Annotated in this window: 25 protein-coding genes and 1 pseudogene; 17 read left to right on the plus strand and 9 right to left on the minus strand. The window is 36.0% G+C overall.

Going from position 1 to position 26,080, the window contains the following annotated elements:
* The 6 genes and pseudogenes from D1003_RS11040 to D1003_RS08250 form a co-directional block, all read left to right on the plus strand.
* Positions 1–154: pseudogene (locus D1003_RS11040) on the plus strand (DNA-binding protein); the annotation flags it as partial.
* 290 nt (positions 155–444) lie between these two features.
* Entirely contained in the window at positions 445–2,193 is a 1,749-nt protein-coding gene (locus D1003_RS08230) for a hypothetical protein (RefSeq protein WP_153936423.1), read from the plus strand.
* 99 nt (positions 2,194–2,292) lie between these two features.
* Positions 2,293–2,532 (plus strand): hypothetical protein, encoded by a 240-nt coding sequence (locus D1003_RS08235; protein ID WP_153936424.1) that lies wholly within the window; start codon positions 2,293–2,295, stop codon positions 2,530–2,532.
* A 51-nt stretch (positions 2,533–2,583) separates the two neighbouring features.
* Positions 2,584–2,961 (plus strand): hypothetical protein, encoded by a 378-nt coding sequence (locus tag D1003_RS08240; RefSeq protein ID WP_260393375.1) that lies wholly within the window; start codon positions 2,584–2,586, stop codon positions 2,959–2,961.
* Between the two features lie 123 nt (positions 2,962–3,084).
* Complete coding sequence (locus D1003_RS08245; protein WP_153936425.1) at positions 3,085–5,139, plus strand: TonB-dependent receptor; 2,055 nt, start codon at positions 3,085–3,087, stop codon at positions 5,137–5,139.
* 20 nt (positions 5,140–5,159) lie between these two features.
* On the plus strand, positions 5,160–6,047 hold the full coding sequence (locus tag D1003_RS08250; RefSeq protein ID WP_153936426.1) for a hypothetical protein: 888 nt from the start codon (positions 5,160–5,162) through the stop codon (positions 6,045–6,047).
* A gap of 87 nt (positions 6,048–6,134) precedes the next feature.
* Here the strand turns inward: D1003_RS08250 and secA are convergent, their stop codons facing one another.
* From secA to D1003_RS08265, 3 genes are all read right to left on the minus strand, one after another.
* Positions 6,135–9,206 carry a preprotein translocase subunit SecA gene (secA, locus tag D1003_RS08255; protein WP_153936427.1) on the minus strand — a complete coding sequence of 1,024 codons (3,072 nt, stop codon included), beginning with the start codon at positions 9,204–9,206 and terminating at the stop codon, positions 6,135–6,137.
* A gap of 106 nt (positions 9,207–9,312) precedes the next feature.
* Entirely contained in the window at positions 9,313–9,534 is a 222-nt protein-coding gene (locus D1003_RS08260; RefSeq protein WP_002662059.1) for a DUF2795 domain-containing protein, read from the minus strand.
* Positions 9,535–9,627: 93 nt separating this feature from the next.
* Positions 9,628–10,659 carry a GDP-mannose 4,6-dehydratase gene (locus D1003_RS08265; RefSeq protein ID WP_153936428.1) on the minus strand — a complete coding sequence of 344 codons (1,032 nt, stop codon included), beginning with the start codon at positions 10,657–10,659 and terminating at the stop codon, positions 9,628–9,630.
* A 160-nt stretch (positions 10,660–10,819) separates the two neighbouring features.
* On the opposite strand from D1003_RS08265, the gene D1003_RS08270 reads away from it, so the two are divergent.
* The 6 genes from D1003_RS08270 (at position 10,820) to D1003_RS08295 (ending at position 15,384) form a co-directional block, all read left to right on the plus strand.
* A complete protein-coding gene (locus D1003_RS08270) occupies positions 10,820–11,704 on the plus strand; it encodes an outer membrane protein assembly factor BamD (RefSeq protein ID WP_052911543.1) in 885 nt (294 codons plus the stop codon).
* Between the two features lie 80 nt (positions 11,705–11,784).
* A complete protein-coding gene (locus D1003_RS08275) occupies positions 11,785–12,108 on the plus strand; it encodes a DNA-directed RNA polymerase subunit omega (protein ID WP_004916340.1) in 324 nt (107 codons plus the stop codon).
* A gap of 111 nt (positions 12,109–12,219) precedes the next feature.
* Positions 12,220–13,422: a bifunctional phosphopantothenoylcysteine decarboxylase/phosphopantothenate--cysteine ligase CoaBC gene (gene coaBC / locus D1003_RS08280; protein ID WP_153936429.1), complete on the plus strand. Its 1,203-nt coding sequence runs from the start codon at positions 12,220–12,222 to the stop codon at positions 13,420–13,422.
* Between the two features lie 6 nt (positions 13,423–13,428).
* Complete coding sequence (locus tag D1003_RS08285) at positions 13,429–14,142, plus strand: nucleotidyltransferase family protein (protein WP_153936430.1); 714 nt, start codon at positions 13,429–13,431, stop codon at positions 14,140–14,142.
* Positions 14,139–14,867: a TIGR00730 family Rossman fold protein gene (locus D1003_RS08290; protein WP_014937587.1), complete on the plus strand. Its 729-nt coding sequence runs from the start codon at positions 14,139–14,141 to the stop codon at positions 14,865–14,867. The genes D1003_RS08285 and D1003_RS08290 overlap by 4 nt, the downstream gene beginning before the upstream one ends.
* 43 nt (positions 14,868–14,910) lie before the next feature.
* Positions 14,911–15,384, plus strand: a complete 474-nt coding sequence (locus D1003_RS08295; protein WP_014937588.1) for a DUF6702 family protein — start codon at positions 14,911–14,913, stop codon at positions 15,382–15,384.
* Positions 15,385–15,461: 77 nt separating this feature from the next.
* Here D1003_RS08295 and D1003_RS08300 read toward each other — a convergent pair whose 3' ends face one another.
* Positions 15,462–16,082, minus strand: a complete 621-nt coding sequence (locus D1003_RS08300; RefSeq protein ID WP_153936431.1) for a TetR/AcrR family transcriptional regulator — start codon at positions 16,080–16,082, stop codon at positions 15,462–15,464.
* Between the two features lie 70 nt (positions 16,083–16,152).
* On the opposite strand from D1003_RS08300, the gene D1003_RS08305 reads away from it, so the two are divergent.
* The 3 genes from D1003_RS08305 to rnpA are packed head-to-tail and all read left to right on the plus strand — an operon-like array spanning position 16,153 to position 17,842.
* The gene (locus tag D1003_RS08305) at positions 16,153–16,779 is read left to right on the plus strand and encodes a TatD family hydrolase (RefSeq protein WP_153936432.1); all 627 of its coding nucleotides are present in this window, start codon (positions 16,153–16,155) and stop codon (positions 16,777–16,779) included.
* Positions 16,776–17,504, plus strand: coding sequence for a ThiF family adenylyltransferase (locus tag D1003_RS08310; protein ID WP_153936433.1), 729 nt, complete (start codon positions 16,776–16,778; stop codon positions 17,502–17,504). The genes D1003_RS08305 and D1003_RS08310 overlap by 4 nt, the downstream gene beginning before the upstream one ends.
* The gene (rnpA, locus tag D1003_RS08315) at positions 17,501–17,842 is read left to right on the plus strand and encodes a ribonuclease P protein component (protein WP_153936434.1); all 342 of its coding nucleotides are present in this window, start codon (positions 17,501–17,503) and stop codon (positions 17,840–17,842) included. The genes D1003_RS08310 and rnpA overlap by 4 nt, the downstream gene beginning before the upstream one ends.
* A gap of 11 nt (positions 17,843–17,853) precedes the next feature.
* Here rnpA and D1003_RS08320 read toward each other — a convergent pair whose 3' ends face one another.
* The 5 genes from D1003_RS08320 to miaB all read right to left on the minus strand — a co-directional run bounded on the left by D1003_RS08320 (position 17,854) and on the right by miaB (position 23,223).
* Entirely contained in the window at positions 17,854–19,230 is a 1,377-nt protein-coding gene (locus tag D1003_RS08320; RefSeq protein WP_153936435.1) for a hypothetical protein, read from the minus strand.
* Between the two features lie 4 nt (positions 19,231–19,234).
* The gene (gene lptE, locus D1003_RS08325; protein ID WP_050996802.1) at positions 19,235–19,726 is read right to left on the minus strand and encodes an LPS assembly lipoprotein LptE; all 492 of its coding nucleotides are present in this window, start codon (positions 19,724–19,726) and stop codon (positions 19,235–19,237) included.
* 69 nt (positions 19,727–19,795) lie between these two features.
* Positions 19,796–20,473, minus strand: a complete 678-nt coding sequence (locus D1003_RS08330) for a hypothetical protein (protein WP_052911533.1) — start codon at positions 20,471–20,473, stop codon at positions 19,796–19,798.
* Positions 20,474–20,485: 12 nt separating this feature from the next.
* Positions 20,486–21,760 (minus strand): sigma-54-dependent Fis family transcriptional regulator, encoded by a 1,275-nt coding sequence (locus tag D1003_RS08335; RefSeq protein ID WP_079207384.1) that lies wholly within the window; start codon positions 21,758–21,760, stop codon positions 20,486–20,488.
* 29 nt (positions 21,761–21,789) lie between these two features.
* Positions 21,790–23,223 (minus strand): tRNA (N6-isopentenyl adenosine(37)-C2)-methylthiotransferase MiaB, encoded by a 1,434-nt coding sequence (gene miaB, locus D1003_RS08340; protein WP_153936436.1) that lies wholly within the window; start codon positions 23,221–23,223, stop codon positions 21,790–21,792.
* Between the two features lie 751 nt (positions 23,224–23,974).
* Here miaB and D1003_RS08345 point away from each other — a divergent pair.
* The gene (locus D1003_RS08345) at positions 23,975–25,597 is read left to right on the plus strand and encodes a hypothetical protein (RefSeq protein WP_185148340.1); all 1,623 of its coding nucleotides are present in this window, start codon (positions 23,975–23,977) and stop codon (positions 25,595–25,597) included.
* 91 nt (positions 25,598–25,688) lie between these two features.
* The gene (locus tag D1003_RS08350) at positions 25,689–26,075 is read left to right on the plus strand and encodes an HU family DNA-binding protein (protein ID WP_153936203.1); all 387 of its coding nucleotides are present in this window, start codon (positions 25,689–25,691) and stop codon (positions 26,073–26,075) included.
* Positions 26,076–26,080 lie beyond the last annotated feature (5 nt).

The raw sequence follows: 26,080 nt of genomic DNA on the forward strand, positions 1-26,080 counted from the left end.
CGAGCTCGGCAGTATGAGGGTGAGCATCAGTAGCGAGGGAAAATCTAAAGAAGAGGAAGTAACCCCTGCAGCCATTAAAAACGCCAAGGTGGTCTTTACCCCAGGTTCTGACCTGAAAAAGATGCTCGCCACCCTAAGCTACGAAAAGCTCTAGCAGAGGGCGATAAAACGGCACGCGTGAAAAAAAAATCCGCAGGCGTGCGGTTGGGCAACCACAGGCGTGAAAATTTAAACGACACGCCTGCGGTTTTTAAGAAGTAGGTGTGTATAAAAAAACGCCTAAGGAGAAGTTCAGAATTTCCTGCCGTGAAAAAAATTTTCCTAGCTAGGAAATCTTAATTCCCTAGTTAGGAAATTCTAAACGCCACGCCAGGGAATTTTAACCCAAAGAACAACAAAGAAAAAAATTAAACAAAATCACTAACAACTTTAAAATTAAATTTTATGAAAACAACAACAACCAAATTAAGTGTGTTAGCTTTTTTAGGCTTAGGATTAGCGGTTTATGGACAAAGTGGAAAAGTAGGGATTAATATCTCCTCACCTAGAGCTACTTTAGATGTTCAGCCCAATGCAACCAATAGCGAAGATGATGCTAAGACCAACGAAGGGATTTTAGCTCCGAAATTAAGTAAAATTCGGGTGGCAAGTATCGAAGCTCCCGTAGAAGGGACTCTAGTGTATGTAATAGATGATGCGACTAAGGTTAAAGGTACTATAAATGACTACACAGGTTCTGACCCTAAGGTCGCTAAAATTACAGAAAAGGGTTATTATTACTACAACGGTACGGAGTGGGTTAAGAGTGCTGCAGGAAGCCTGGACCAAGAGTGGGTATATAATCCTACTAACAAAAGAATAGAATTAAAAAGAAGTGGTACGGCTCCTTTTAATAATAAGGTATATTATGATAAAAAAGGTTCTTTTTTTAATGGAAGTTTAGACGAAGGGGCTTCTATTGTTTTTACCCAAACTACAAATACACCTACAATAGTTACTAATCATTATAGCGTTCCATTTAATAAAACGATAATGGGTAGAGTGTCAAATTACAACAATTTGAATAGTTTACCAACTATAGATTACCCCCTTCCCTCAGGGACTCAATTTAAGGCTAAAAATCATTTAGTTAATGTTTTAGAAATTGATGAAAATGACCAATTAACATCAGGAGAGGTTATTTCTAACTCTAGAAATTATACTTTTGTTAAACAAGGGGTTACAGGTAATATAAGCCAGATTTTCGGAGGGGTTACTGCAGTTGATATGCTATCTTCGGGCACCGTTACTTCTTCAATTAGTAATTATAATATAACGAGTATAGCTAGGTCTCAATCAGTAGGAAGTGCTCGTGCCTCATATGATAATGTTAGTTTTGATTCGTCAGGTAATGCTTCATCATTAATTGCTACAGAAGGATATATTTATATAAAACCTAATACTACGGGGAATATAACTAATGCTCGGGCGGGGAATTTTAGTATAAATGCACGAGGAGCAGGAAATGTAAATTCATTAACTTCCGTATATGGATTGACATCTGTTTCAGAGAATACGGCAGCTGCTAGTCGTGCTGGAGAACAAATTATTGGAGGACAATTTGAAACCCAAAATAATGGAAATATAAAGTTTAATAACCAAATAGGCATAATAATTAGAAATACTGTAGGAGCTAATGCAGAAACTCCCATAAATAATTATGGGCTTCGTATTGATGATATTCAGAAAGGTAGCACTTCTAATTACGCCATCTATACAGGTCTAGGGCAAGTCCGTTTTGGAGATAATGTAGGTATTGGCGTAGATGCTCCTACAGAAAAGCTAGAGGTAGATGGAAAAGTAAAAGCCACCGCTTTTATGGGAGCTAGTGGTGCTACTATCTTCCCAGACTATGTGTTCCAAAAGTATTATACAGGTACTTCTAGCCTAAAGGCAGATTATAGCTTTAAAACCCTTAGCCAAGTAGAAAACTTTGTAAAGACTAATGGGCATTTGCCAGGGTACCAATCTGCCGCAGAGATTAAAAAGCAAGGCTATATAGACCTTATGGCTACCCAACTGACCAATGTAGAAAAGATAGAAGAACTCTATTTACACTTATTAGAAAAAGACAAAGAGGTAAAGGCACTAAAAGCTAAAAATGAGGAACTAGAAACTCGTTTGCAAAAATTAGAAACTTTACTAAACCAGTAGCCTCGCTACTTTACCACAACCAAACACTCGTTCTTATAGAGAACGAGTGTTTTTTATCTTAATCATTATATTTTCACAACCTAAATAACAAACAACAAAATGTACCTCATCGTATTTTTAGGACTAGGTCTATCTGCCTATGCCCAAAGCGGTAAAATCTACGGACACACTGACAGCGGTGGTCCTAGCCACTTGTACAAAGTAGAACCCACCACTGGGAATATCACCAAAACTATCATATTAGGTAAGACGCCACCAATATTGATTGAGAAGATATTACCCAAGATGATACCCACTTCTTTGTGGCAGATGTCGGTAACAACACTAATATACCGCTGATAAAAAAGTAAACCGTACCTATACCCTCCCAAATGTATAAAAATTGTATCTTTGCGGGCAGGAATGTTAAAGAAGTATCCGTTTATCTACTTAATACTAATTTTTACACTCTCCACAAAAATTCTAATTTTCGGTGGAGAGTGGTCTTTGTATACCTATACTCATAACATCAGTAATCATCAAGAAAGAAATCAAGAAGACAACGAGTGCTTAAAAGGGATCTGCAATCATCACTCTCATTTTAGTGCACAGAAACATTACAAATCTTTTTTCTCTGCCTCTTACTTTGTTTTGCCTAAGCTGGTAAATATTCCCTCACTCCTGAAACATAAAAGGGAGAAAAAAATAGCAGATTATAGAAAGTGGCAGATAGTAAAATATACTTTCACTCATTCTAATAGAGGACCTCCTCATCTAAAACTATCTTAGTTATTACAATATGCTACCCTTTCTACAAAGGTAGCATCTATCGGTTTTAATCAAATTTTGTAAAACTTTGAATATAAACTACCATTATTTTGTGGTGGTTTGTATCATGGTAAATCACTACAAATGAATTTAGAAAAAATGAGAGGAATACTCCTTTTATGCTTCTTTTCGTGGGTGGTAGGCATTGCCCAAACCCCAAAAGAAAAAACAATAGATACAGTTAGTATCAACGAAAATAGAAAACAAGCAGCTCTAAACGCCCCAATACAGAAAATAAAAGAATATACAGGAAGTCATCTAGCCGAAATGTTAAAAAATACTCCTGGCGTCAGCATCGTACAAACTGGTGCTAATGTTTCTAAACCAATTATAGAAGGGCTATCTAGTAATCGTGTCTTGATACTACATAATGGCGTAAAATTATTAAATCAGGACTGGTCAGATCATCATGCACCAGAGGTAGATATTACGGCTTACCAAGATGTAAAAATTATAAAAGGGGCAAGGAGCGTTCGCTATGGTAGTGGAGCTTTAGGTGGTGTTATTCTATTATCCCCTAAACCTTTATCTTTTCATAATGGCTTGAATGGCTCCGTAAGTATTTCTGGAAACTCTAATGACGGGAAGTCTATTATCAATACCATTGTTAGGAGTTCTATAAAAAATACTTGGGCATGGCAAATACAACAGAGCTACCACTATTCTGGCGACTATAAAACAGCTAATTATTATGTGAACAATACAGGCTACCGACAACTTAATACTTTGGGAATGATAGGTTACAAAAAGGGCATCTTTTCTGGAGAATTAAGTTTCAACCGATTTTATACCGAAATGGGTGTCTTTTATGGTTCATTAACAGGAAATATAGAAGAGTTTAGTCAAAAAATTAACGATAGTGCCCCCGAAAAAACCAGTGCTTTTTCTTACAACATCAATGCCCCTAAACAAAATACAACTCACCTTACACTAAAGTTTGATTCAAAATTAAATTTTGATACAGAAAATTTTGTAACTATTGATTACAGCTATCAAAACAACTACCGAAAGGAATTTGATGTTAGGCGACTAGACAGAACAAGTATTCCTACTCAACATCTTAATTTAGACTCACACTTAATTGAAAGTATATGGAATACAACTTATTTCAAAAATCTAAAAGGAAGCATTGGACTACAATATCATTATCAAGAAAACACCAATATTCCAGGAACGGGCGTCCCTCCAACTATTCCTAATTATCTTCTTCATAATTATGCAGCTTTCTTTACTTCAGAATATTTTAAAAACTCTTGGAGAGCAGAATTGGGACTAAGATATGACTACCGCAAAACAAATGCACTAGGCTATAATTTTTTAGGAAACTTATACGGTAGTAAAAGAACTTTTTCTAACCTTTCATACAATCTATTGGTAGAAAAAAAGCTGGCTGAAAGATGGAACTATTCTTTAGATTTTGGTTTAGCGTGGAGAAGTCCAGAACCTTATGAAATGTATGTAAATGGCAAGCAACACGGTATCCCTATTTTTTATATTGGCAAAGAAGATTTAGAATCTGAAAAAGGATTTAAAATATCTCAAAAAATAGGCTACCTCCACAAAAATCTCAAAATTGATGTATCTACTTTTTTACAACCAATAAATGGATATATTTACAGTATCCCTAGTGGTAACTATAAATATCTTTTTTCTGGACCCTCTATTATCTTCCAGATGGTTCAGAGTAATGCTTTTTTTAGAGGTGGGGACATTTCCCTAGACTGGAAAATATCATCTCATTTGCGTTATAAAACAAACGTATCTGTAGTCTATGCTAATGATGCCAAGACTAAAGACTATTTGCCGATGATTCCTCCTCTTACCCTTTACCAACAATGGAAATGGCAAATCCCCTCCAACCTGCTCAATTATCTATACATTACTGCTGAACATCAATACACCGCACAACAGAAAAGATACAATCCCAAACAAGATCTAATGCCACCTCCTAGTGCTTATCATACATTTGGATTTAATATTGCAACCGAATTCTACTACACCAAACAGAACACCTGTTTTGTAGCACTAGGCATTAGCAATCTTACCAACCAACAATATAAAAATTATACTGACCATTTTAGATATTTTGTTCATGCTAAAGGAATAGATTTCCAATTAAAAACCATTATTAATTTTTAACCATTTAATTTTTATTTTTTATGAAAAAGAAATTTTCATTCAACCATTTAGTTATGGTATTGATTTTTATCGTTAGTGTGATAAGTGTACAATCCTGTAATAGGGACGACTCTCCACTTGCACCAACCGACGAAACTACTGATAAAGGGCACGAAGAATGGGCTAAAGTAACTTTTAAGTTCACCAAAGGGCATCTCCATGGAGCAAATTTTCACGCAGATCCTATAAATCCTAAAACTAAATATTTTACAACCGTGCAAGAAATTTCCTATGAAATCAACGAAAAAGGAGATGTAGTGCCTAGTACCCAAGACCCCATTCGCTTCATACAAGGAAGAGAATATGGGCTTGAAATAACTTATTATAATAAAAAGGGGGAAATTGTTAACCAAGAATTTGTTTCTGAAAAAATGGCACCAATGCATCAACATTTTTTTATGGTTAAGAATGTGAAATCCCTAGAAGGAAATCCTCTTAATTTACAGACTTTAGACCTACTTAGCTATACTTATAGAGATACTTCTCCTTGGGATAAAATGATACGCAATGGGGGAGAATTAAGAGATGCTAAAGATCCTATAGGATTAAAGGGCTATTTTCATATCAAGGAAAAATACACCAATTTTGACCTAAATGTTATCTTAGTCCATATTATCAATGGAAATAAACTAGACGACGAAGGTAATCCCTATCCATTCCATAATCCTAGCAAAAGAATTTTAGGAGTACAAGACCTCAATTTGAATATACCCGTAAGAGTATACGCTGCACATCCTAGAGGTGATTATGAAATAGAGGATCTCATTAAAGACATTGCGAAGGAATTTAATATTAGCTACGAAGAGGCTGAAAAAGACTGGGAGGAGTCGTTCAATGCTCCCCACGATGGCAGTAAATACTGGCTATAAATCTTCTCTTCTTTAGTAAAACATGAACAAAACAAAATGGGACTACATATAATATGTAGTCCCATTTTAATGGTAATACCAAGTGCTCTATGCTGGTATTTCTCCCTTATAAAGGAAAGAAATAATTTCCTTATTGATTTTATCTACCATCTCACTAAACAAATGGAAAGACTCTTGTTTATAAATCACTAATGGATCTTTCTGCTCATAAACTGCTCCTTGGGAAGAACGGCGTAAATCGTCCATTTCTCTTAGGTGAAGTTTCCAATTCTCATCAATAATAGATAAGCAGATGTTTTTCTCAAAATCGTTGATAAGACTATCACACTGCGTTTCGTATGCTTCTTTAAGATCTGCGAGAATAGTCATTGTCTTAGTACCATCACTAAAAGGTACTTGTATCATCTTAAACATATTACCTTGATTTTGGTACACATTTTCGATAATAGGGAACGACTTTTCTTTAAGCAGATTAAGTTTCATCTCATAATCTTCTTGAGCCTTTTTGAAGACAATATCGGTAAGTTCCTTAACTGTTTTATTTTTGAAATCAGCCTCGGATACAGGAGCCTCCATAGTAAAGTATTTAATAACTTCAAACTCAAAATCTTTGTAATCTCCGTGCATCTTGGTTTGATTAACAATAGAATGAGACACATCAAATATCATATTAGCAATATCATACTTTAAGTGGTCTCCAAAGAGTGCATTCTTTCTTCTCTTATAAATCACATCTCTCTGCTTATTCATTACATCATCGTACTCTAACAACCTTTTACGAATACCAAAGTTGTTTTCCTCTACTTTCTTCTGTGCTCTTTCGATAGACCTCGTAATCATAGAGTGCTGTATTACTTCGCCTTCTTTATGTCCTAGTCTATCCATCATTTTCGCAATTCTTTCTGAACCGAAAAGACGCATCAAATTATCCTCTAACGACACATAGAACTGAGAACTACCTGGGTCTCCCTGTCTTCCTGCACGACCTCTCAACTGTCTATCCACACGGCGAGAATCGTGTCTTTCTGTACCAATAATAGCCAAACCTCCAGCATCTTTCACTTCTTTGCTTAGCTTAATATCGGTACCACGACCAGCCATATTGGTTGCTATGGTTACAACACCCGCTCTTCCTGCTTCGGCTACAATCTCTGCTTCCTTTTTGTGAAGTTTAGCATTAAGAACTTGGTGCGGAATCTTTCTTAATTGTAATGCTTTAGAAAGTAGTTGTGAAATTTCTACCGAAGTCGTACCCACTAAAACAGGTCTTCCTGCTGAAGTTAATTTCTCCACTTCTTCTATTACAGCATTATATTTTTCACGATTGGTTTTATATACTAAATCGTGTTTATCATTTCTTTGTATCGGACGGTTGGTCGGGATAACCACCACGTCTAACTTATAGATTTCCCAGAATTCGCCTGCCTCTGTTTCGGCAGTACCCGTCATACCCGCTAACTTATTGTACATACGGAAATAGTTCTGAAGGGTAATTGTAGCAAAAGTCTGAGTGGCCGCTTCTATCTTTACATTTTCTTTGGCTTCTATGGCTTGGTGCAACCCGTCCGAATAACGACGCCCTTCCATAATACGCCCTGTTTGCTCATCTACAATCTTCACCTCGCCGTCCATCACCACATATTGGTCGTCTTTTTCAAAAAGGGTGTATGCCTTTAGAAGTTGATTAAGCGTGTGTATCCTCTCTGATTTTACGGCAAAATCTCTAAATAACTCCTCTTTCTTGGCAAACTCTTCCTCCTTAGGTAAGTTTTGTGCTTCTAATTCCGCCAATTCAGTTCCTATATCTTGTAGAACGAAGAAATTAGGGTCAGAGTTTCCTTGAGACATATACTCAACGCCTTTGTCTGTAAGGTCTATCTGATTGTTTTTTTCATCAATCACGAAATAAAGGTCTTTATCTACCTTTGGCATTTCACGATTGTTATCTTGCATATATTGTGCTTCTACTTTCTGTAAAAGAGCTTTATTACCCGTTTCTGAAAGGAATTTTATCAGTTGTCTATTTTTAGGTAAACCTCTGTACGCTTGTAAAAGTTTAAAACCACCTTCTTTAGTATTTCCTTGAGCAATTAGTTTTTTTGCTTCGTGGAATATCGTAGAAACCGTCTTCTTCTGAACATCTACAATTCTATCTACTGAAGGTTTAAGAACATCAAATTCTTGTCTATCTCCCTGAGGCACTGGACCTGATATAATTAAAGGCGTTCTAGCATCATCTATCAATACTGAGTCCACCTCATCTACGATAGCATAGTTAAGCTCGCCCTGTACCATTTCGTTAGGCGAATTTACCATATTATCTCTCAGGTAATCAAAACCAAATTCGTTATTAGTTCCGTAAGTAATGTTACATTGATAAGCCTTTCTTCTAGCATCAGAGTTAGGCTGGTGGTTATCAATACAATCTATACTAAGCCCGTGAAATTCGTACAATGGTCCCATCCAAGCGGAATCCCTTCTCGCAAGATAGTCATTTACTGTTACCACGTGCACACCTCTTCCTGGTAAGGCATTAAGGTAAATAGGTAGCGTACCTACTAAAGTTTTACCCTCCCCAGTTGCCATCTCTGCTATCTTACCACTATGTAGCACCACACCTCCTATAAACTGAACATCGTAATGAACCATATCCCACTGCACCTTAGTCCCTGCAGCATCCCAATGATTTAACCAAACCGCCTCATCACCTTCTATCACAACGAAGTCTTTAGTTGCCGCTAAAGCTCTATCTCTGTCGTTAGCTTTTACTCTAATTTCTCCATTTTGAGCCCATCTTCGTGCCGTCTCTTTTAAAACCGCAAAGGCTTCAGGAAGAATATCTGTAAGTACCTTCTCTTCTATCTGATAGGCTTCTTTTTTAAGCTCTTCTATTTTGTTGAATAAAGCTTCTTTTTCATCAACATCTTTAGAGGTTTTAATTTTCTCCTTAAGCTCTTCTACTTGAGAGGTTATTTTAGAAGTTGCTTCTTTAATTTTATTCTGAAACTCTTCTGTTTTTTGTCTCAAACCATCGTCCGAAAGTTTTCCTACTTCTGGTTCAACAGCTTTTATTTTAGCAACTACTTTCTTTACCTCTTTAAGGTCTTTTTCATTTTTATTTCCGAGGAAACTTTTAAGGATTGTGTTTAAAAAACTCATAATCTAATTGTTCATTTTTCAGCTATAATGCTGGTGCTTTTTTGATAGTAACTTAAAAAGGAAACTTACAGCCGTAATGCTGCAAGTTTCACAATTGTGTTTAATTTTAATATTCGTCTTCGTTCCAAAGGAAGTCTTCGTCCGTAGGATAATCGCTCCATACTTCCTCTATGCTCTCGTAGATTTCGCCTTCGTCTTCTATCGCCTGAAGGTTTTCTACTACTTCCATTGGAGCACCTGTTCTAATAGCGTAGTCTATAAGCTCCGCTTTTGTCATTGGCCAAGGGGCATCACTTAAATAAGATGCCAATTCTAATGTCCAGTACATAATATTCTATATTTTTTGCAAAAATAAAAAATAAAGTGAATTATTCTTTATCTTTAAAGTTATAATTAAAGGTTAATTTATAAATACTTGCGACTACTTTCTCAAAAACCATTCCACAAACTTTTTTATGCCATTTTGGAAGTTTGTAGTTGGTGCATAGCCTATTTTCTGTTGTGCCTTTCTAATATCTGCATTGGTTTTTTGCACATCTCCTGCCTGCATTGGTAATTTATTAAGAGTAGCCTTAACGCCTAGCTCTTCCTCTATGGTTGACAGCATCTTATGTAGAGGAATTACCTCACTTTCACCTAAATTGAAAATTTCATACACTCCTGCATTCTCTTCTACATACTTTATAGATTTCATTATACCATCAATAATATCATCAACAAAGGTATAATCTCTAGCCGTATTGCCATCGCCGTAAAATGGCACTTGCTTATTATCTTTAATTATTTTAGCGAATTTATGTATTGCTAAATCAGGTCGTTGCCTAGGACCATAGACTGTAAAAAACCTCAACTGAACCATATCCATACCATACAAATGATGGTAAGTATGCCCTAAAACCTCCACACATTTTTTAGTGGCTGCATAAGGCGAAATTGGTCTATCCACATTATCCTCTTCCGAAAATGGAATTTTTTCATTATTACCGTAAACACTAGAAGAAGAAGCTATTACAAATTTACAAACACCTGAATCTTTAGCCACTTCCCAAATATTCATCGTACCTTTAATATTTACTTCTTGATATTCCAAAGGTCTTTCTATGGAAGGACGGACACCTGCCAAAGCCGCCAAGTGAATCACCACGTCGGGACGATGATTTTTAAAGATTTTTTCTAGTCCTTCTTTATCTCTAATATCCTGATAATAAAACTTATAATTACCTTTATTAACCAAAGAAGCTAACTTTTTAATATCCAAATTTTTATTTTCAAAGTCAAAATTTGTTGTTATTCCTAAAGATTCTAGAGTATTATTTATTTTTGTTTTATAGTTGTAGAAATCATCAAAATTATCAACATTGATGACAAAATGTCCGTTTTTCAACAAAGCTTCCACAAGATGAGAACCAATAAAACCACTCCCTCCCGTAACAAGGTAAGTTTTCTTCATCATTCAATTTAATTTTAAATCCGTACAAAGATACATAATGTTGGTCTATTTTTTTCATTGAAAGCCTCCATAAATAACAATAGATGTTGTTCTATGTTAAAATTTCATAAAATAGAAAGATTTAGTAAAAAAGTTTTATTTTTGCAGACTATACAATTAAACAATGAAAAAATACATTCTCATACTCTCGTTAGCTCTATTTTCTGTATCTTGTAACAGGCAATACGACTTAGCAATGAAAAGTGCAGATAAAGATTTGATACTGAAAACAGCTAATGAATTGTATGCCAAAAAGAAATGGAAAGAAGCTCTAAGTTTATATGAAAGGGTTCAGAATTTAGTTTCAGGCACAGACGAAGCTTCTGATATTTTATTTAAATCTGCCTATGCTAATTATTACGATAAACAATACAGAATTGCTGGACATCAGTTTAAAAAATTTTCAGTAAACAATGCTCTAGCCAACGACCCTAGAAAAGAGGAAGCAGCCTATATGTCTGCAATATGTTACTATCAAGGCTCTATGGACTACAACCTAGACCAAAAGGATACAGAACTAGCCATAAACGAACTACAAAATTTCTTAAACAATTATCCAAATTCTGAAAGAACTAAAAATATTGATAAGCTGATTGATGAGCTTTCTTACAAACTAGAGTTTAAAGCTTATGAGAACGCTCGTCAGTATTATAAAATGCTAGAATTAAAATCAGCTATCATTAGCTTTGAGAATGTATTAGATGATTTTCCATCTACAAAACTCCGTCCAAAAATAGAAACAATGCTTATGGACGCAAAAGCCAAACTAGCGATGGATTCTAAATTTGAATTGAAACGAGAGAGGTTAGAACATGCAATAGCTTACACTTATCTTATGGAAAAAAATTATCCTGATACCGATATTGCTAAAACAGCCGTAACCCTAAGAAAAAAGCTAGATGCTGAACTAGAAAACTTTGCCAAGTTAGAAAAGTTAGTAGAACAGAAAAGAGAGGAACTGAAAGCTAAAGAAAAGGAAAGAGAAGAAAAGGAAAAAGCAACTAAATAAGGCTTCCTCAAAAAACATTTTTTTTGTTATAATATTATTCTTTATCTTTGCAGACTTAAAACAATAAATACCCGCTGAAAATGAGTGTAAAAGATTCTAAAGCAGAAGTAAACACTATTACTTATAACCGTGATAAAATAGAAGAAAAAGTAGGCTCTATCTACGAAGCTATAGTAATTATGGGTAAAAGAGCCGAGCAAATAAATGCGGAAATTCGTACTGAACTTCACAATAAGTTAGACGAATTTGCTGTACACAATGCTACTTTAGAAGAAGTTTTTGAAAACAGAGAACAGATAGAAATCTCTAAACTTTACGAAAAACTACCTAAGCCTACCTCTATTGCTGTGAGAGAATGGTTAGATGGCGAAGTTTATTTCCGAAAGAGAGAAGAAAAATCTTAAAAATGGGTTACATACGCTAACGCTTCCTACAACAGGGAAGCGTTTTTTTTATTTGCATTTTCTACATTGAAATAAAAAAACTATATTCGTTGTTCTAAGCGAAAATATGATATGATTTTGAAGAACAAAAAAATCTTAATAGCTATCACAGGCGGAATAGCTGCCTATAAAATTAATTTATTAGTCAGAGATTTTATTAAAATTGGAGCTGATGTAAAAGTTATCTTAACTCCCTCTGCAGAAAAGTTTGTTTCTAAATTAACCTTAGCCACCTTGTCCAAAAACGAAGTCTTGTCTGAACTTATTTCGGAAGACGAAAAATGGAACAACCACGTAGAGCTAGGGCTTTGGGCTGATGCTATGATTATTGCACCGTGCACCGCAAATACTTTAGCCAAAATGGTTCACGGGATTTGTGATAATCTTGTAATCGCCACTTATCTGTCGGCTAAATGCCCTGTATTTATTGCTCCTGCAATGGATTTGGATATGTATCAACACCCTTCTACTAAAAGAAATTTAGATTTAGCAACTACATTTGGCAACCATATCATTCCTGCAGAAGAAGGCGAACTTGCAAGTGGTTTGGTTGGTATTGGACGATTAGCCGAACCTTGCACTATTTTCAATCATATCCATCAGTATTTTGAGAATCAAAACTCTGCTTCAAAATTCAATCAAAAAAAAGTACTCATCACGGCTGGACCAACCTACGAAGCTATAGACCCCGTAAGATTTATAGGCAATCATTCCTCTGGAAAAATGGGTTACGCTTTAGCCGAGACTGCCGTACAAAGAGGTGCAAAGGTTATTCTTATCTCTGGACCTTCCAACGAAATCACACATCACCCCAATATAGAGCTGCATTCGGTAACTTCCGCAAAGGAAATGTACCAAGAAGTTTTTAAATACTATAACGATGTAGATATTGCTATTGCAAGTGCCGCTGTTGCCGACTATACTCCCAAGGTTGTCGCTTCTGAAAAAATAAAAAAACAAGAAGAGCAGTTCACCATAGAGTTGGTTAAAAATCCTGACATTCTCAAAGCAATGGGAGAACAAAAAAAACATCAAATTTTGGTAGGTTTTGCTTTAGAAACACAAAACGAAGAGGAAAATGCCAAGAGCAAACTAAAGAAAAAAAACTTAGATATGATTGTTCTCAATTCTCTTAAAGATAATGGGGCGGGATTCAAAAAAGACACCAACAAAGTCAGTATCATTACTTCTAAATCAATCAATTCTTTTGATTTAAAATCAAAAAAAGAAGTAGCCAAAGACATTCTAGACTTTATAGAAAACCAACTAATATAATTTTATATGAAGGCACTGATTTTTGCAGCAGGCAAAGGCACAAGATTAAAACCCTTTACAGACCAGCATCCAAAAGCACTCGCTAAAGTGAATGGTATTCCACTTTTGGAGCGAAATATCAAATATTTGCAATCATTTGGCATCAATGATTTTGTGATTAATATACACCATTTCGGAAATCAAATTTTAGACTTTCTCAAAGAAAATAATTATTTTGACGCCAACATAGAAATTTCTGATGAGACCAATGAACTCTTAGAAACTGGCGGTGGTATGATGTTTGCAAGACCCTTCTTAGAGAAAGAGTCTCACTTTTTGGTGATGAATGCAGATATTCTAACCAATCTTGATATTACAAAGTTTGTAGATTTTCATTTATCGTCAAACCGAATGGTAACTCTTGCCGTATCAGATAGAAAAAGTTCTAGAAAACTCCTTTTTGACCAAAATAAAATTTTGTGTGGTTGGGCTAACAAAAATACTGGAGAACTAAAACTTTCTGAAACCAATAATACACTCAAAGAGTTGGCATTTAGTGGAATACATTGTATTTCTTCGGAGATTTTCTCAAAAATTAAACGAAAAGGTAAATTCTCTATTATTGATGAGTACTTGGACCTAATGAACAAAAAAGTAATTATAGGTTATGAGCATAATGCTCTACTAATAGATGTAGGCAAGCCTGAAGCCATAACAGAAGCAGAAAAATATTTTTTATGATAGACAATAATAGTAATAACGACTCTACCGACAACCGTATAAGTGATAGCTTTCGCCCTAAAACTTGGGACGAAAGTATTACCAAAGATAGTTGGATGGTATTTAAAGTAATGGCCGAACTTGTAAACGGCTACGAAAGTATGGTAAAATTAGGACCTTGTGTTTCTATATTTGGTTCTGCTAGACTAAAAGAAAACGACCCTTATTACCAAATGACTGTGGATATTGCAAAGAAAATCACAGAACTAGGATTTGGAGTTATCACGGGTGGAGGACCTGGGATTATGGAAGCAGGAAACAAAGGTGCCTTTGAAGCAAATGGAAAATCTATTGGATTAAACATTGAACTTCCTTTTGAGCAACATTTCAATCCTTATATCAGCAAAGATTACAATATAACGTTTGATTATTTCTTTGTAAGAAAGGTAATGTTTGTAAAATATTCACAAGGGTTCATCGTAATGCCTGGGGGCTTTGGAACGCTAGACGAACTATCCGAAGCTCTTACCTTAATACAGACCCATAAAATCGGTAGATTTCCTATCGTTTTAGTAGGTTCTAAGTTTTGGAGCGGATTATTAGATTGGTTTAAAAATACTTTACTTGAAAACAAACTCATCTCTCCAGAAGACCTCAACCTCTTCCGTGTGGTAGATACAGCCGAAGAAGCCGTAGCACACATTAAAGCTTTTTATGAAAAATATGCCATTAGTGTCAATTTTTAGCATTGGCATAGTTATTGAAATCTTACACATAAAAATAATTATAATGAAAAAGTTTTTAAGCATATTAGGTATTTTCGCTCTAGTGAGTTTTGTAATGAGTTTCTTCCCTAGTGAATTTTACTCTACTATGACTAAAGTAGACTACATAGATGGCAATAACACTTTAAAGTTTACTACAAAACTAAACACCTCTCACATTACTGATGTGATTAAAGTAGATGCAAGAACAGCTGCTTTTGAAGCTGAATTAAAAAAATACATCAACTCTAAGGTTGCTATTTCTATCAATGGTAAACCTCAAGCCATAACCTTTACAGGTAGCCAAGTAAGCGGCGAGAGCGTTTGGATTTACTATGAGATAAATAATGTAGCTTCCATCAGTACAATTAAAATAAAGAATGCTATACTATTGGAAGCCTACCCTAAGCAGCTTAACCTTGTTAATATATCCTATAAGGGTAATCAAAAGAACATGAATTTCTCTAGGAGCAACGATACTAACGAGGTATCTTTCTAATCCCAATTTCAAAAATAATATTATACAGCAAAAATCCCCACCTTAAAAAAGGTAGGGATTTTATTTATCATTATATGTTATTCTTCGTAGCCCAGTAGTGCGTAAAGCATTGTCTTAAGATGATGTTCCATTTTTTTCTCCAACGCAGGTAAATAAGCCTCTCCTTTAGGCAAATAGCTCTTATAAAAAAACTGATTTCTAATTGCAAATAATACTGTACCAATAAGGCTGGCTAACATTTCTTCTGGCTTGGCTATTTTTTTGAATATTCCTGTAGCAATACCTCTCTGTACTGCTTCCTCTAGCCTATGAGTACAAAGTTCATAGAAATCTTGTAAAAAAACAGCAAGATTAGAATTAAACCCAATCTCTTGAGTTGCAAATCCGTGAAAATAATTGAACTTCAGCATCTGCTTTACAATAAAAGATACCATTTCTGAAATCTGAACTTCGGGGCTTGTCTTAGCTATAGTTTGGGTGAAAAGACTAAACATCTCTCGTGTCTTCTCTACCCTATACTGATAAAGAGAGACCATCATTTTTTCTTTTGATCCAAAGTAATAGGAAATCATAGCCACATTTACTCCTGCTTTCTTAGCAATTTCTCTAACAGATGTTCTATCAAACCCTTTCTTTGCTATTAGCTCCTCTGCAGCATTAAGAATATTAATTTGTTTTTGAGTAAAGTTTTGATTCATACGCAGCTCATTTACTACAAAATTAGAAAAAATATATTAGATATATTTTCATTTTAGTATCTTCGTTGGTATGTTTTTCAATTTTCATCATCATAACCTAACCAAATTTGGTATTTATAATCTTCCTAAAGAGAATTATTCGTATCAAAATTATTTTTCTATAGGAATTCATCCTATGGATATTACATCTGATTATAAGAAAACATTATCAAACATAAAAATAATTGCTCAAAATGAAAAGTGTGTTGCCATAGGAGAATGTGGATTAGATGCTCTAGCTCCCGTTGATGAACAATTACAAACCGAAGTTTTTAAACTTCATATAGAACTAGCAAAAACTCTAAGGAAGCCTCTAATTATCCATTGTGTAAAACGCCATAATGAAATTGCTAGACTTTGTAAAAACCTTGATATTCCTGTTATTTTCCACGGATTCAATAAGAATAAAAATATTGCAAATATGCTTTTAGAGAAAGGTTTTTATCTTTCTTTTGGCATAGCTCTTTTTAAAAATTTATCTTTGCAGAATGTTTTTACAGAAACTCCTTTGGAAAGGATATTTTTAGAAACTGATGCTTCTCCTGATGAAATAGAACAAGTTTATATAAAAGCAGCGAAGCTTAAACAGATTTCTGTGCAAGAACTTAAAAACAGGATTGAAGACAACATTCTAAATATTTTAAAATTAAATTTATGACAAATAACTGGCTGGAAAGGACAGAACTTTTAATAAAACAAGACGGACTAAATAAACTACAAAACGCCAATATTTTGGTAGTAGGATTGGGCGGCGTAGGCTCTTTTGCTGCAGAATTTTTAGCAAGAGCTGGTGTAGGAAAAATGACGATAATAGATGGCGATACAGTAGATATTACCAACATCAATAGACAACTTCCAGCGTTACACTCTACCGTGAATCAGCCTAAGGTAGAATTGGTTTATGCAAGATTAAAAGACATCAATCCTAACTTAGACCTTACAGCCATCAATGAGTTTCTTACGCCTGAACGAATGGAGGCTATTCTTACCAAAGAAAAGTTTGACTATATCTTGGATTGCATTGATAGCGTTTCTCCAAAACTCTCCCTTATTTTGACCGCCAAAAGAAATAAAATAAAAATTGTAAGTGCTATGGGTGCTGGTGGTAAAACTGACCCTTCCAAAGTAATGGTAAGGGATATCAGTAAAACCAACAACTGTTTTTTAGCCAAACAAATACGAAAAAGACTTCGCAAAGAGAAAATCAATAAAGGTATTAAGTGTGTATTCTCTACCGAATTACAAAAAGAGGACAGCCTTAAAATGACAGACGGGTCTAATTTCAAAAAATCTTTTTACGGCACCATTAGTTTTATGCCTGCATTATTTGGTCTCCACGCAGCAGCTGAAGTTATCAATCACCTTACTAAAAAAGACGCATGAGTTATACCTACCCCAAATCTGAAAGATTAAAGTCTAAAAAAGATATTACTTCTCTTTTTGAGAAAGGAAAATGGCAGACTTGTGGCAACATTAGACTTATTTTCACTAATGCGGAAGCAAGTAAAATCGGGGTTTCTGTATCCAAACGCTATTTCAAGAAAGCTACCGATAGAAACAGAGTGAAAAGACTCCTGAGAGAATGCTATCGCCTAAATAAGGAGTTATTTCATCAAAAATTTGGAGCCACACCCCACGCTATGGTGTTTTGGGTATCTGCAGAAATGCCCAAAAAGTATCAGTCGGTAGAAGAATATTTCATAAAACTTTGTAAAAAATAATACTCAAAAAACTAAGCTCTTCCGCCTATTCTCATTTGTTTAATTTCTTCTATTTTTTCTGCGTAAATATCAGCCTTCTCTGGATATTTATTTTGTAAAATACCATAGGCCTCAATAGCCTTAGTATAAAGATGTTGTTCTAAATAAAGCTGTGCTAAAGTCTCCGTCATTAGATGAGAAATATCATCACCTTTTTCTTTAACTACAAACTCTTTTTCTTCTTTAACAGGTGTATTTTTATCCACCTTGGCAATGCTCGGATTAGTCTCTATAAACTTATCTATAATTTGAGTTTTTTTATCAACTTCAGAAACGACAGTTCTATCTATTTTGAGCCAATTTTGCCAAGTATTGATGAAACTTGGGATATTACTTTCCTCAACCTCTGGTTGAGTTTCAGTAGCAATAACAGTATCTATCGGAGCAGGAGTATCACTGAAAAAAGAAACATTTAAGGCTTGTCTTTCTTCCGATTCTTCCCCTAAATCTTCTAAAGCTTCCTCCTTTACCAGAATTTCTGTATTATTGTTTTCCACTAAGATAGGTTCTTCTTTCACCTCCTCCTTAGGTTCTAGAGATGGCTTTGGTTTACCTATCAAAGCATCGGGCAAATGCGTTTCAATAGACATAGGCTTCCATTCTGAAACTAAATTTTCTTCTAGCTGAGGACTGTCATTTAATTTATCTTCCATAGATTCTACTAAAACTTCCGTAGGAACTTCCTCCGTTACAACAGGCTTTTGTTCTTCTACTATGTTTTCTTTAGTCACTTCGCTTTTTATGTTGCTTTCAACCTTTAATTCGGTATCAGGTGTTTTAAATTTAATGTTTGGTAAAAATGCTTCCATTTCTTGAAAACTCAAGCTAGCAATTTCTTCCTCTTTACTATCCGCCTCAATAACTTTCTCTCTATCTTCTTCTACAATCTCTATTTTTTCATCACTCTGAATCTCATCAGTGATTGATAATTGCGGCTCCATAGCTTCATCAAAATCTACCACTTCTAGCTCTTCCTCCTCTAAAACAATCCCCATAGTCACAGGTACTTCCTCTGTATTTTCAGATAAAACATTGGTCTCGCTTGGAGTTACCACCTCTTCTATCTCCTCAACAGATACTTCTTCAGAAACCAAAGGTTGAACTTCTTCTATTTTCTTCGGTTTACCAAAAATCAACTGATATAATATCTTTTTATCTGTGGTAAAAGCGGCTGTTTCTGATAAAACTGAATTGTAATTCTCAGGGAAAAACTTGTGAGTCCCCATCAACTTCAAAGCCCTTAACGACTGGAGGTAAGGTTGATTTTTAAGTTCTTTATCTAGCAAAGCCACATCGTCTTTCTGAATAAGCTGAGGCTGTTTTATAAGTTCTAAAATTCTAGCATTCATAATTTTACCAGTTGGCCACTATGTCGTTAAATATCTTATTGATGATTCTCTCATTCACGATTTGAACCTGCGAATTTTCTATCTGTGTAATATCTAAATCACTATTATAAACCGCTTCATCGGTATAAGTTCTATCAAAACTAAGCTGAGGGTCTATTTTATTTTCATACCTTACCTTAACACTAATCACTAGTTTGTTTTGAGCTGCTTGCATTACACCACCTTGTGTGGACACTCCTGTGGATATTGTGGTTGGTTCGTTAAGGCGATAATCTACAATCTCTCCTTCTATCATCAAATCAGGATTTTGAGTAGCTCCTTTAAGAGTGGTTCTCTGCAAAAACCTGTTTTGTAAAGCTATGGTAAATTGCTGACTTAACTCCGGATTAACCAAAGCCGCATTGTTAGGAAATGTTTTTATTTGTATTGTTTTCATTTCCGGTGTCAAAGAATTCCCAGTGAAGCTATAACAACTCGTTAGGAATAACGACAACATTAACAATGCTAATCCCTTAATTAATTTCAACCTGTTGCAAACGCTCTTTCTATTCATATAACAAATCTTCTAATTTTCAGGAGTAGTCTTCAACTGCTGAATACCGTCTTCATAAGAAAAATAATGCATTACATAAGCCAATGGTAAAGATAAAAAGACACCAATACCACAAAATAAAAAACCTAGAGAACTTATAATTGACACCAAAAAAGAAAAGCCTAATATCAGAATAAAATTATTTTTTGTCATTTCTTTCGAAATCTTCCAGGCTTCTCTTACACTAGTAACATTTTCTAAAGAAAGAAGTGATATCATATAGTACGATTTTACGACAAGGTAAAACAACAGTACTACTACAAGTATAAGCATAATAATAAAAACTAGTCCTCCAAAAAAGCTTCTCTCAGAAGTTTCACTAGAAAAACCTATAGATGAAAATATCAAAGGGAACTCTATCAAAAGAACAACAGCAAAAATCGCCAAGAAAAACTTTAAATAGGGAACAAAGTTATCAAAACTGAAAAGACTCCCAAGCGATACATTCTCACCCTGCTTCAAAGCCCTACACATCTTCATAAAATTACCCAATACCATAAAATTAACAACCGGAATTACCGAAGTTAATAAAATAATAAAAGAAGCCAATATGAAAGTACCCATATGTTCTTTGAAAAGAGAAACGCCTTCCTCTAAATAAGTTCCAAACTTAAACTCCACTGATTTGCCTGTTAATAAATTTGTATTCATAATTTTTGTTTTTTAGTCTTCTAAATCATACTGTTTAATCTTACGATAAAGCGTTCGTTGAGAAATACCCAATGCTTCCGCTGCTTTATTTCGTCTTCCGTTATGCTTTTCTAGTGCTTTTACAATAAGCTCTTTCTCATTATTCTGCAAAGATAAAGATTCTGGCTTAGCTTCCTCTACCTCTATATCTTCAATTTCCACATCATCTTGCACGGGGGCTACCACACTAGGCTCTATACTACTATTTTGATTTTCAAAATAAAGCAAAGACCCGGTATTAACTGCCGCTGTATCTGGTGTATAAATTCTATTGATAAGGTTTTTCTCGTGATGGCTAAAATCAGAATTCCCTCTATTTTTTATCAGCTCCGAAGTTAATGATTTCAAATCATTGATATCGTTCCTCATATCAAAGAGTATTTTATACATAATCTCTCTCTCGGAACTAAAATCAGACCCCGAACTACCAGTTGTATTTTTCTGAACCAAAGCTGGCAATTTATTTTCTGCAGGAATATACTCTGCCAATCTTACAGCATCTATTTCTCTTTTTTGCTCTACCACCGTCATCTGCTCTACCAAATTCCTCAACTGTCTTACATTCCCAGGGAAAGGATATTGCTCCAAATAGCTTATTGCATCATCAGTAAGTCTAAGTTCAGGCATACGGTATTTTTCCGCAAAATCTATCGCAAATTTTCTAAAAAGCAAGTGGATATCCCCCTTGCGTTCTCTAAGAGGTAGCATATCTATCTGCACCGTATTTAGACGGTAAAACAAATCCTCACGAAAACGCCCATCTTGGATTGCACTCAACATATTAACATTGGTTGCCGCTACAATACGCACATTGGTTTTCTGTATTTGGGAAGACCCCACCTTCATAAACTCTCCACTTTCTAACACACGCAACAGACGAACCTGTGTCTGTAGAGGTAGCTCTCCTACCTCATCTAAAAAGATAGTTCCACCGTCTGCCACTTCAAAATAGCCTTTTCGTGTGGAAGTCGCCCCAGTAAAAGCCCCTTTTTCGTGTCCAAAAAGTTCAGAGTCTATAGTTCCCTCTGGGATAGCCCCACAGTTTACCACAATATAAGGTTGATGCTTTCGGCGTGATTCGGCGTGAATGATTTTAGGGATAAACTCTTTACCAACCCCACTTTCTCCAATCACCAAGACTGAAATATCCGTAGGGGCTACCTGTATAGCCTTTTCTAAGGCTCTATTGAGTGCGGGATAGTTGCCTATAATTCCAAATCTGTTCTTTATATTTTGTAACTCTGACATATTTTATAAAAATTAAAGGTTAAAAAAACTTAGTCCACTCTCCCCAAAAGTGTGCCTTGCGTATTATCATAGACAAAAACAGAAACTAGGTCTCCCACCTTCTGCCCTTCTTTCTTATCAAATACACAAACTGCATTTTGGGAGTTTCTGCCTTTCCATTGGTTTTTATTCTTTTTACTTTCTCCTTCTATCAAAATTTCGTGATGACGCCCTACATAGCTTTTCATTCTCTTTCTAGAAAGTTCTCCCTGTAAATCTATCACCTCTTGCAGACGGCGTTTTTTAACTTCCGCTGGAACATTATCTTCCATCTTCTTATGAGCAGGCGTTCCTGGTCTTTCCGAATATGCGAACATATAGCCATAGTCGTACTCTACCTCTTTCATAAGAGATAAAGTATCTTGGTGGTCTTCTTCCGTTTCATTACAGAAACCTACTATCATATCTTGAGAGAAAGCCACATCAGGCACTATTTTTCTTGCCTCTTTAATAAGCTCTAGATACTCTTCTCTAGTATGCTGTCGGTTCATTAGTTCTAGCATTTTGTTGCTTCCCGTCTGAACAGGCAAATGCACATACCTGCAAATATTAGGATATTGAGCCATTTTTCTAAACACCTCTAAACTCATATCTTGAGGGTTAGAAGTAGAAAATCTGATACGCATCTCTGGTACCGCCTTTGCCACCATTTCCAACAGTTGAGAGAAATCTACCGCCGTAGCTTTTTGCATCTCTGTGGCTTTGTCAAAGTCTTTTTTAGGACCGCCACCGTACCAAAGGTAAGAATCTACATTCTGCCCCAGTAAAGTAATTTCCTTATAGCCGTTTTCCCATAACTCTTGGCATTCTTTAATAATAGAATGTGGGTCTCTACTCCTTTCTCGCCCTCTAGTGAACGGCACTACACAGAAGGTACACATATTATCACAACCTCTAGTAATGGTTACAAAAGCCGTAACCCCATTACCACCCAGCCTCACAGGATTGATGTCTGCATAAGTTTCTTCCTTAGAGAGAATTACATTGATGGCATCTCTACCATCTTCGGTTTCTTTAAGAAGGTTAGGCAAATCTCTATACGCATCAGGACCAACTACCAAATCCACCAGTTGCTCCTCTTCTAAAAATTTGGTTTTAAGCCTTTCTGCCATACAGCCCAAAACCCCTACCGTAAGACCTGGTTTTTCTTTTTTCAAGTTCTTGAATTGGGATAAGCGCATTCTTACTGTTTGCTCTGCTTTTTCTCTGATAGAGCAAGTGTTAAGCAAAATTAAATCTGCTTCTCCTACCTTTAGAGTGGTATTGTAGCCTTCATCATTTAAAATAGAAGCCACGATTTCGCTATCAGAAAAATTCATTTGGCAACCATAACTTTCTAAAAAAAGTTTCTTAGAGTTGCCTTCCTTTTCTGCTATGGCGTAAGCCTCTCCCTGACGACTTTCGTCTATATATTTCTCTTGCATAGTCTATTGTATTAACCATTAAATATTACCCTCAGGATAATCTAAACCGCAAATATACTAATTATTATGACAAAATGGCAGACGGAAACACAATTTACTCCTTAAAAATGGTTTTCCTACGAAAGCATACAAAAATAAGAATGCTAACTCTTGCATATCTAAAAAAATGTTTATATACTTGTCCCCAGTTTATGCGACACGATACCAGCTACATACAACAAAGTGAAAAAAAGTTGCAAAATTATTTGGCTATCTCAAATAATTTTGTAAACACACACACACACACACACACACACACACACACACAGAAGAGTTACCTGCGTATGCGTCGTATTATATAAAAAATTCTTTAGATTTTTATCATCAATCATAAATAATTTTCCTCTAGCTTCCGTTGGAGGCATTTGGCGTTTGGCATACGCTAAGTTTTGTTTTCATAAATACCTGCTAGAAGCCCATCTTTTTCATAAGTTAAATTGGTTGTTTGGGTTTAGAGCTTCTAGCGTACAGGAGGAGCGTTCTGTTCGTTCTGTCTTAGCCTTTCCTCTCGTTTTGTGTGTGTTTAGAGGGGGGAGGCGTTTTCTCATTAGTTCAAGAGTTCAAGGTTTAAAGTTCAAATATTCAAGGTTGAATAAGCGTACCTATCCCTTAAACCTTAAACATAGAACCTTGAACAGCTTCAGCTCCTTGAACTTTAAACCTTTTTACAACTTCACAATTTCACAACTTAACATCTATAAACTTTAACATTATGAAAAAGATTTTATTATGTGCGGTATTTCTGCCCTTAGTGCTGAACGCCCAAGAAGATTACAAAGGCAGAGTGGGCATCAATACTACTACGCCCCAAGCTACTTTAGATATTTCTAAGGTGGCAGTAAGCCCTACGATGCCAGCAGATAAGCCACAAGGGGTGTTATTCCCTGAATTGACTACGGCGGAACGCCTTGCCTTTTCATCTAACACTAAGAAGGGAACTCTAATTTACAATAAGGACAAAAATTGTATAGAAATGTACAAAGGTCTTATCAATGGAGTACACGAGTGGACTTGTACCAACACGAATGCAGGCAGTGAAATTAGTAACCCTTCTGCCCCGGCTACAGCTACTCTAGAAGCAGTACAGGATATTAAGTGGATAGCCTTTAAACACGATGGCAAAAACTACTTGGTACAAGGGAGTAATATTATGGAAACGGGCATAGCCAATGAAGAAGAAATTACAGTAAATATACCTTACAGCAGTGCATTACCCACTGATGGGGCTTATACCGCTTACGAACAAACCTTAGCCCTAAAAAATGAGAGTGGCTATATGCAAGATTTTAAGTTGTCTTACCCAGCGGGTAATTTTGCAGGGGCAACAGGCACTATACAAGCTAAACTAAAGAATGTGAGTGGGGCTGTTTATTACCCCGCCTTAGACCCTTTAGATGGCATATACCGCAATGCTATTGGCAATGCGAATGCCTACACCATTAGCCTAAATGGGAGCAGTACCACTACGCTCAAAGTGAAAACCCTTACAGGTATTCCTGACCGCTGCTTTGATAAGACTACTTCAGAATGTGTAGGCTATGGAGAGAATGTAAAAGAGCATAATTTTGTCTATCTTCCAATCACGGGACCCGATGGTAGGGTTTGGCTCAATAATAATCTAGGTGCAGATTATGCAAAAGTAGGTTCACCGTGGTTTGACCCAACTTATCAAGCGGGAGCTTTAGATTATACAGACACCTCCTCCGCAGTGCTGCTATCTAATCCAACTGCCGACCAAATTAAGATGGACTGGCGTGCGTATGGTTCGCTCTTCCAATGGCAGCGTAACCCAGATGGGCACGAGTTGATGACTTGGTCTTCCTCCACAGGTGGTACGCCTAAGTATGCGACTATCGCCACTACTTTATCTGATTCTTGGACGACCCCTAATCATAATAATTTTATCGTAGGTACTAGTTCAACTTATTGGGGTTGGGTTAATGATACCTTGGATGCAGCATCTACTCAAAAGGATTTATGGCAGTCTTCAGGTACGGGTAAGACCAACCCTTGTCCTTCGGGTTATTACGTGCCTACTCACGATGAACAAGTGGCTTTACATAATGCCATTACGGGACAGAATGTAGGTAATAGTGATAGTAGCTCTTATTTGCCGGCGATGTGGAACGAGCGGGTGCTTCGTCTGCCTACCAATGGTTACCGCTATAAGAGCGATGGCTCAATCAACTATCAGGGCATCTTCGGCATCTTGTGGAGCAGCGTGCAGCACAGCCCCTACTCTCGGTACCTATGGTTCAATAGCTACGATAGCTTCACAGGCAGCAGCACCGAACGTTCCTTAGCCCATAGCGTGCATTGCATTAAGGATAACTAAGTGGGCTTAGCTCAAAAAAACAAAAGGGTAAAATCCTTTCCCTATATATAAGATAAATAAACTAAAGTATAACCCATAAAATAAATGTATTATGTCAATTAAATTTAAAGTAGTAGAAAGAGGTCAGCCGGGTGTAAGCGGCGGCGGTAACAAAAAGTGGTATGCTAGTGCTACCACAGACGGCGAGGTAGGTATAGACGAGCTCGTAAAACAAATCGAGAAGTTTTCTGCCCTCAGTGAGGCAGATATTAAAGGCGTTATCATCGCTTTAGAGAATGTGATACAAAATGCTTTGTCGGACAGCAAAATCGTGCGTTTGGAGAAGTTGGGGACGCTGTATCCTACTCTAAGCAGCGGCGGAGCCGCTACGGAGAAAGATTTTACCCAAAGTCTTATTAAATCGGTAGGCGTAAACTATCGCCCCGGTAAACGCATCTTAGATAGTATGAAGGCGGCAGGCTTTGAAAAAGTGAAGTAAACCGT

The sequence above is a fragment of the Riemerella anatipestifer genome, from assembly GCF_009663465.1.
GTDB lineage: Bacteria > Bacteroidota > Bacteroidia > Flavobacteriales > Weeksellaceae > Riemerella > Riemerella anatipestifer_C.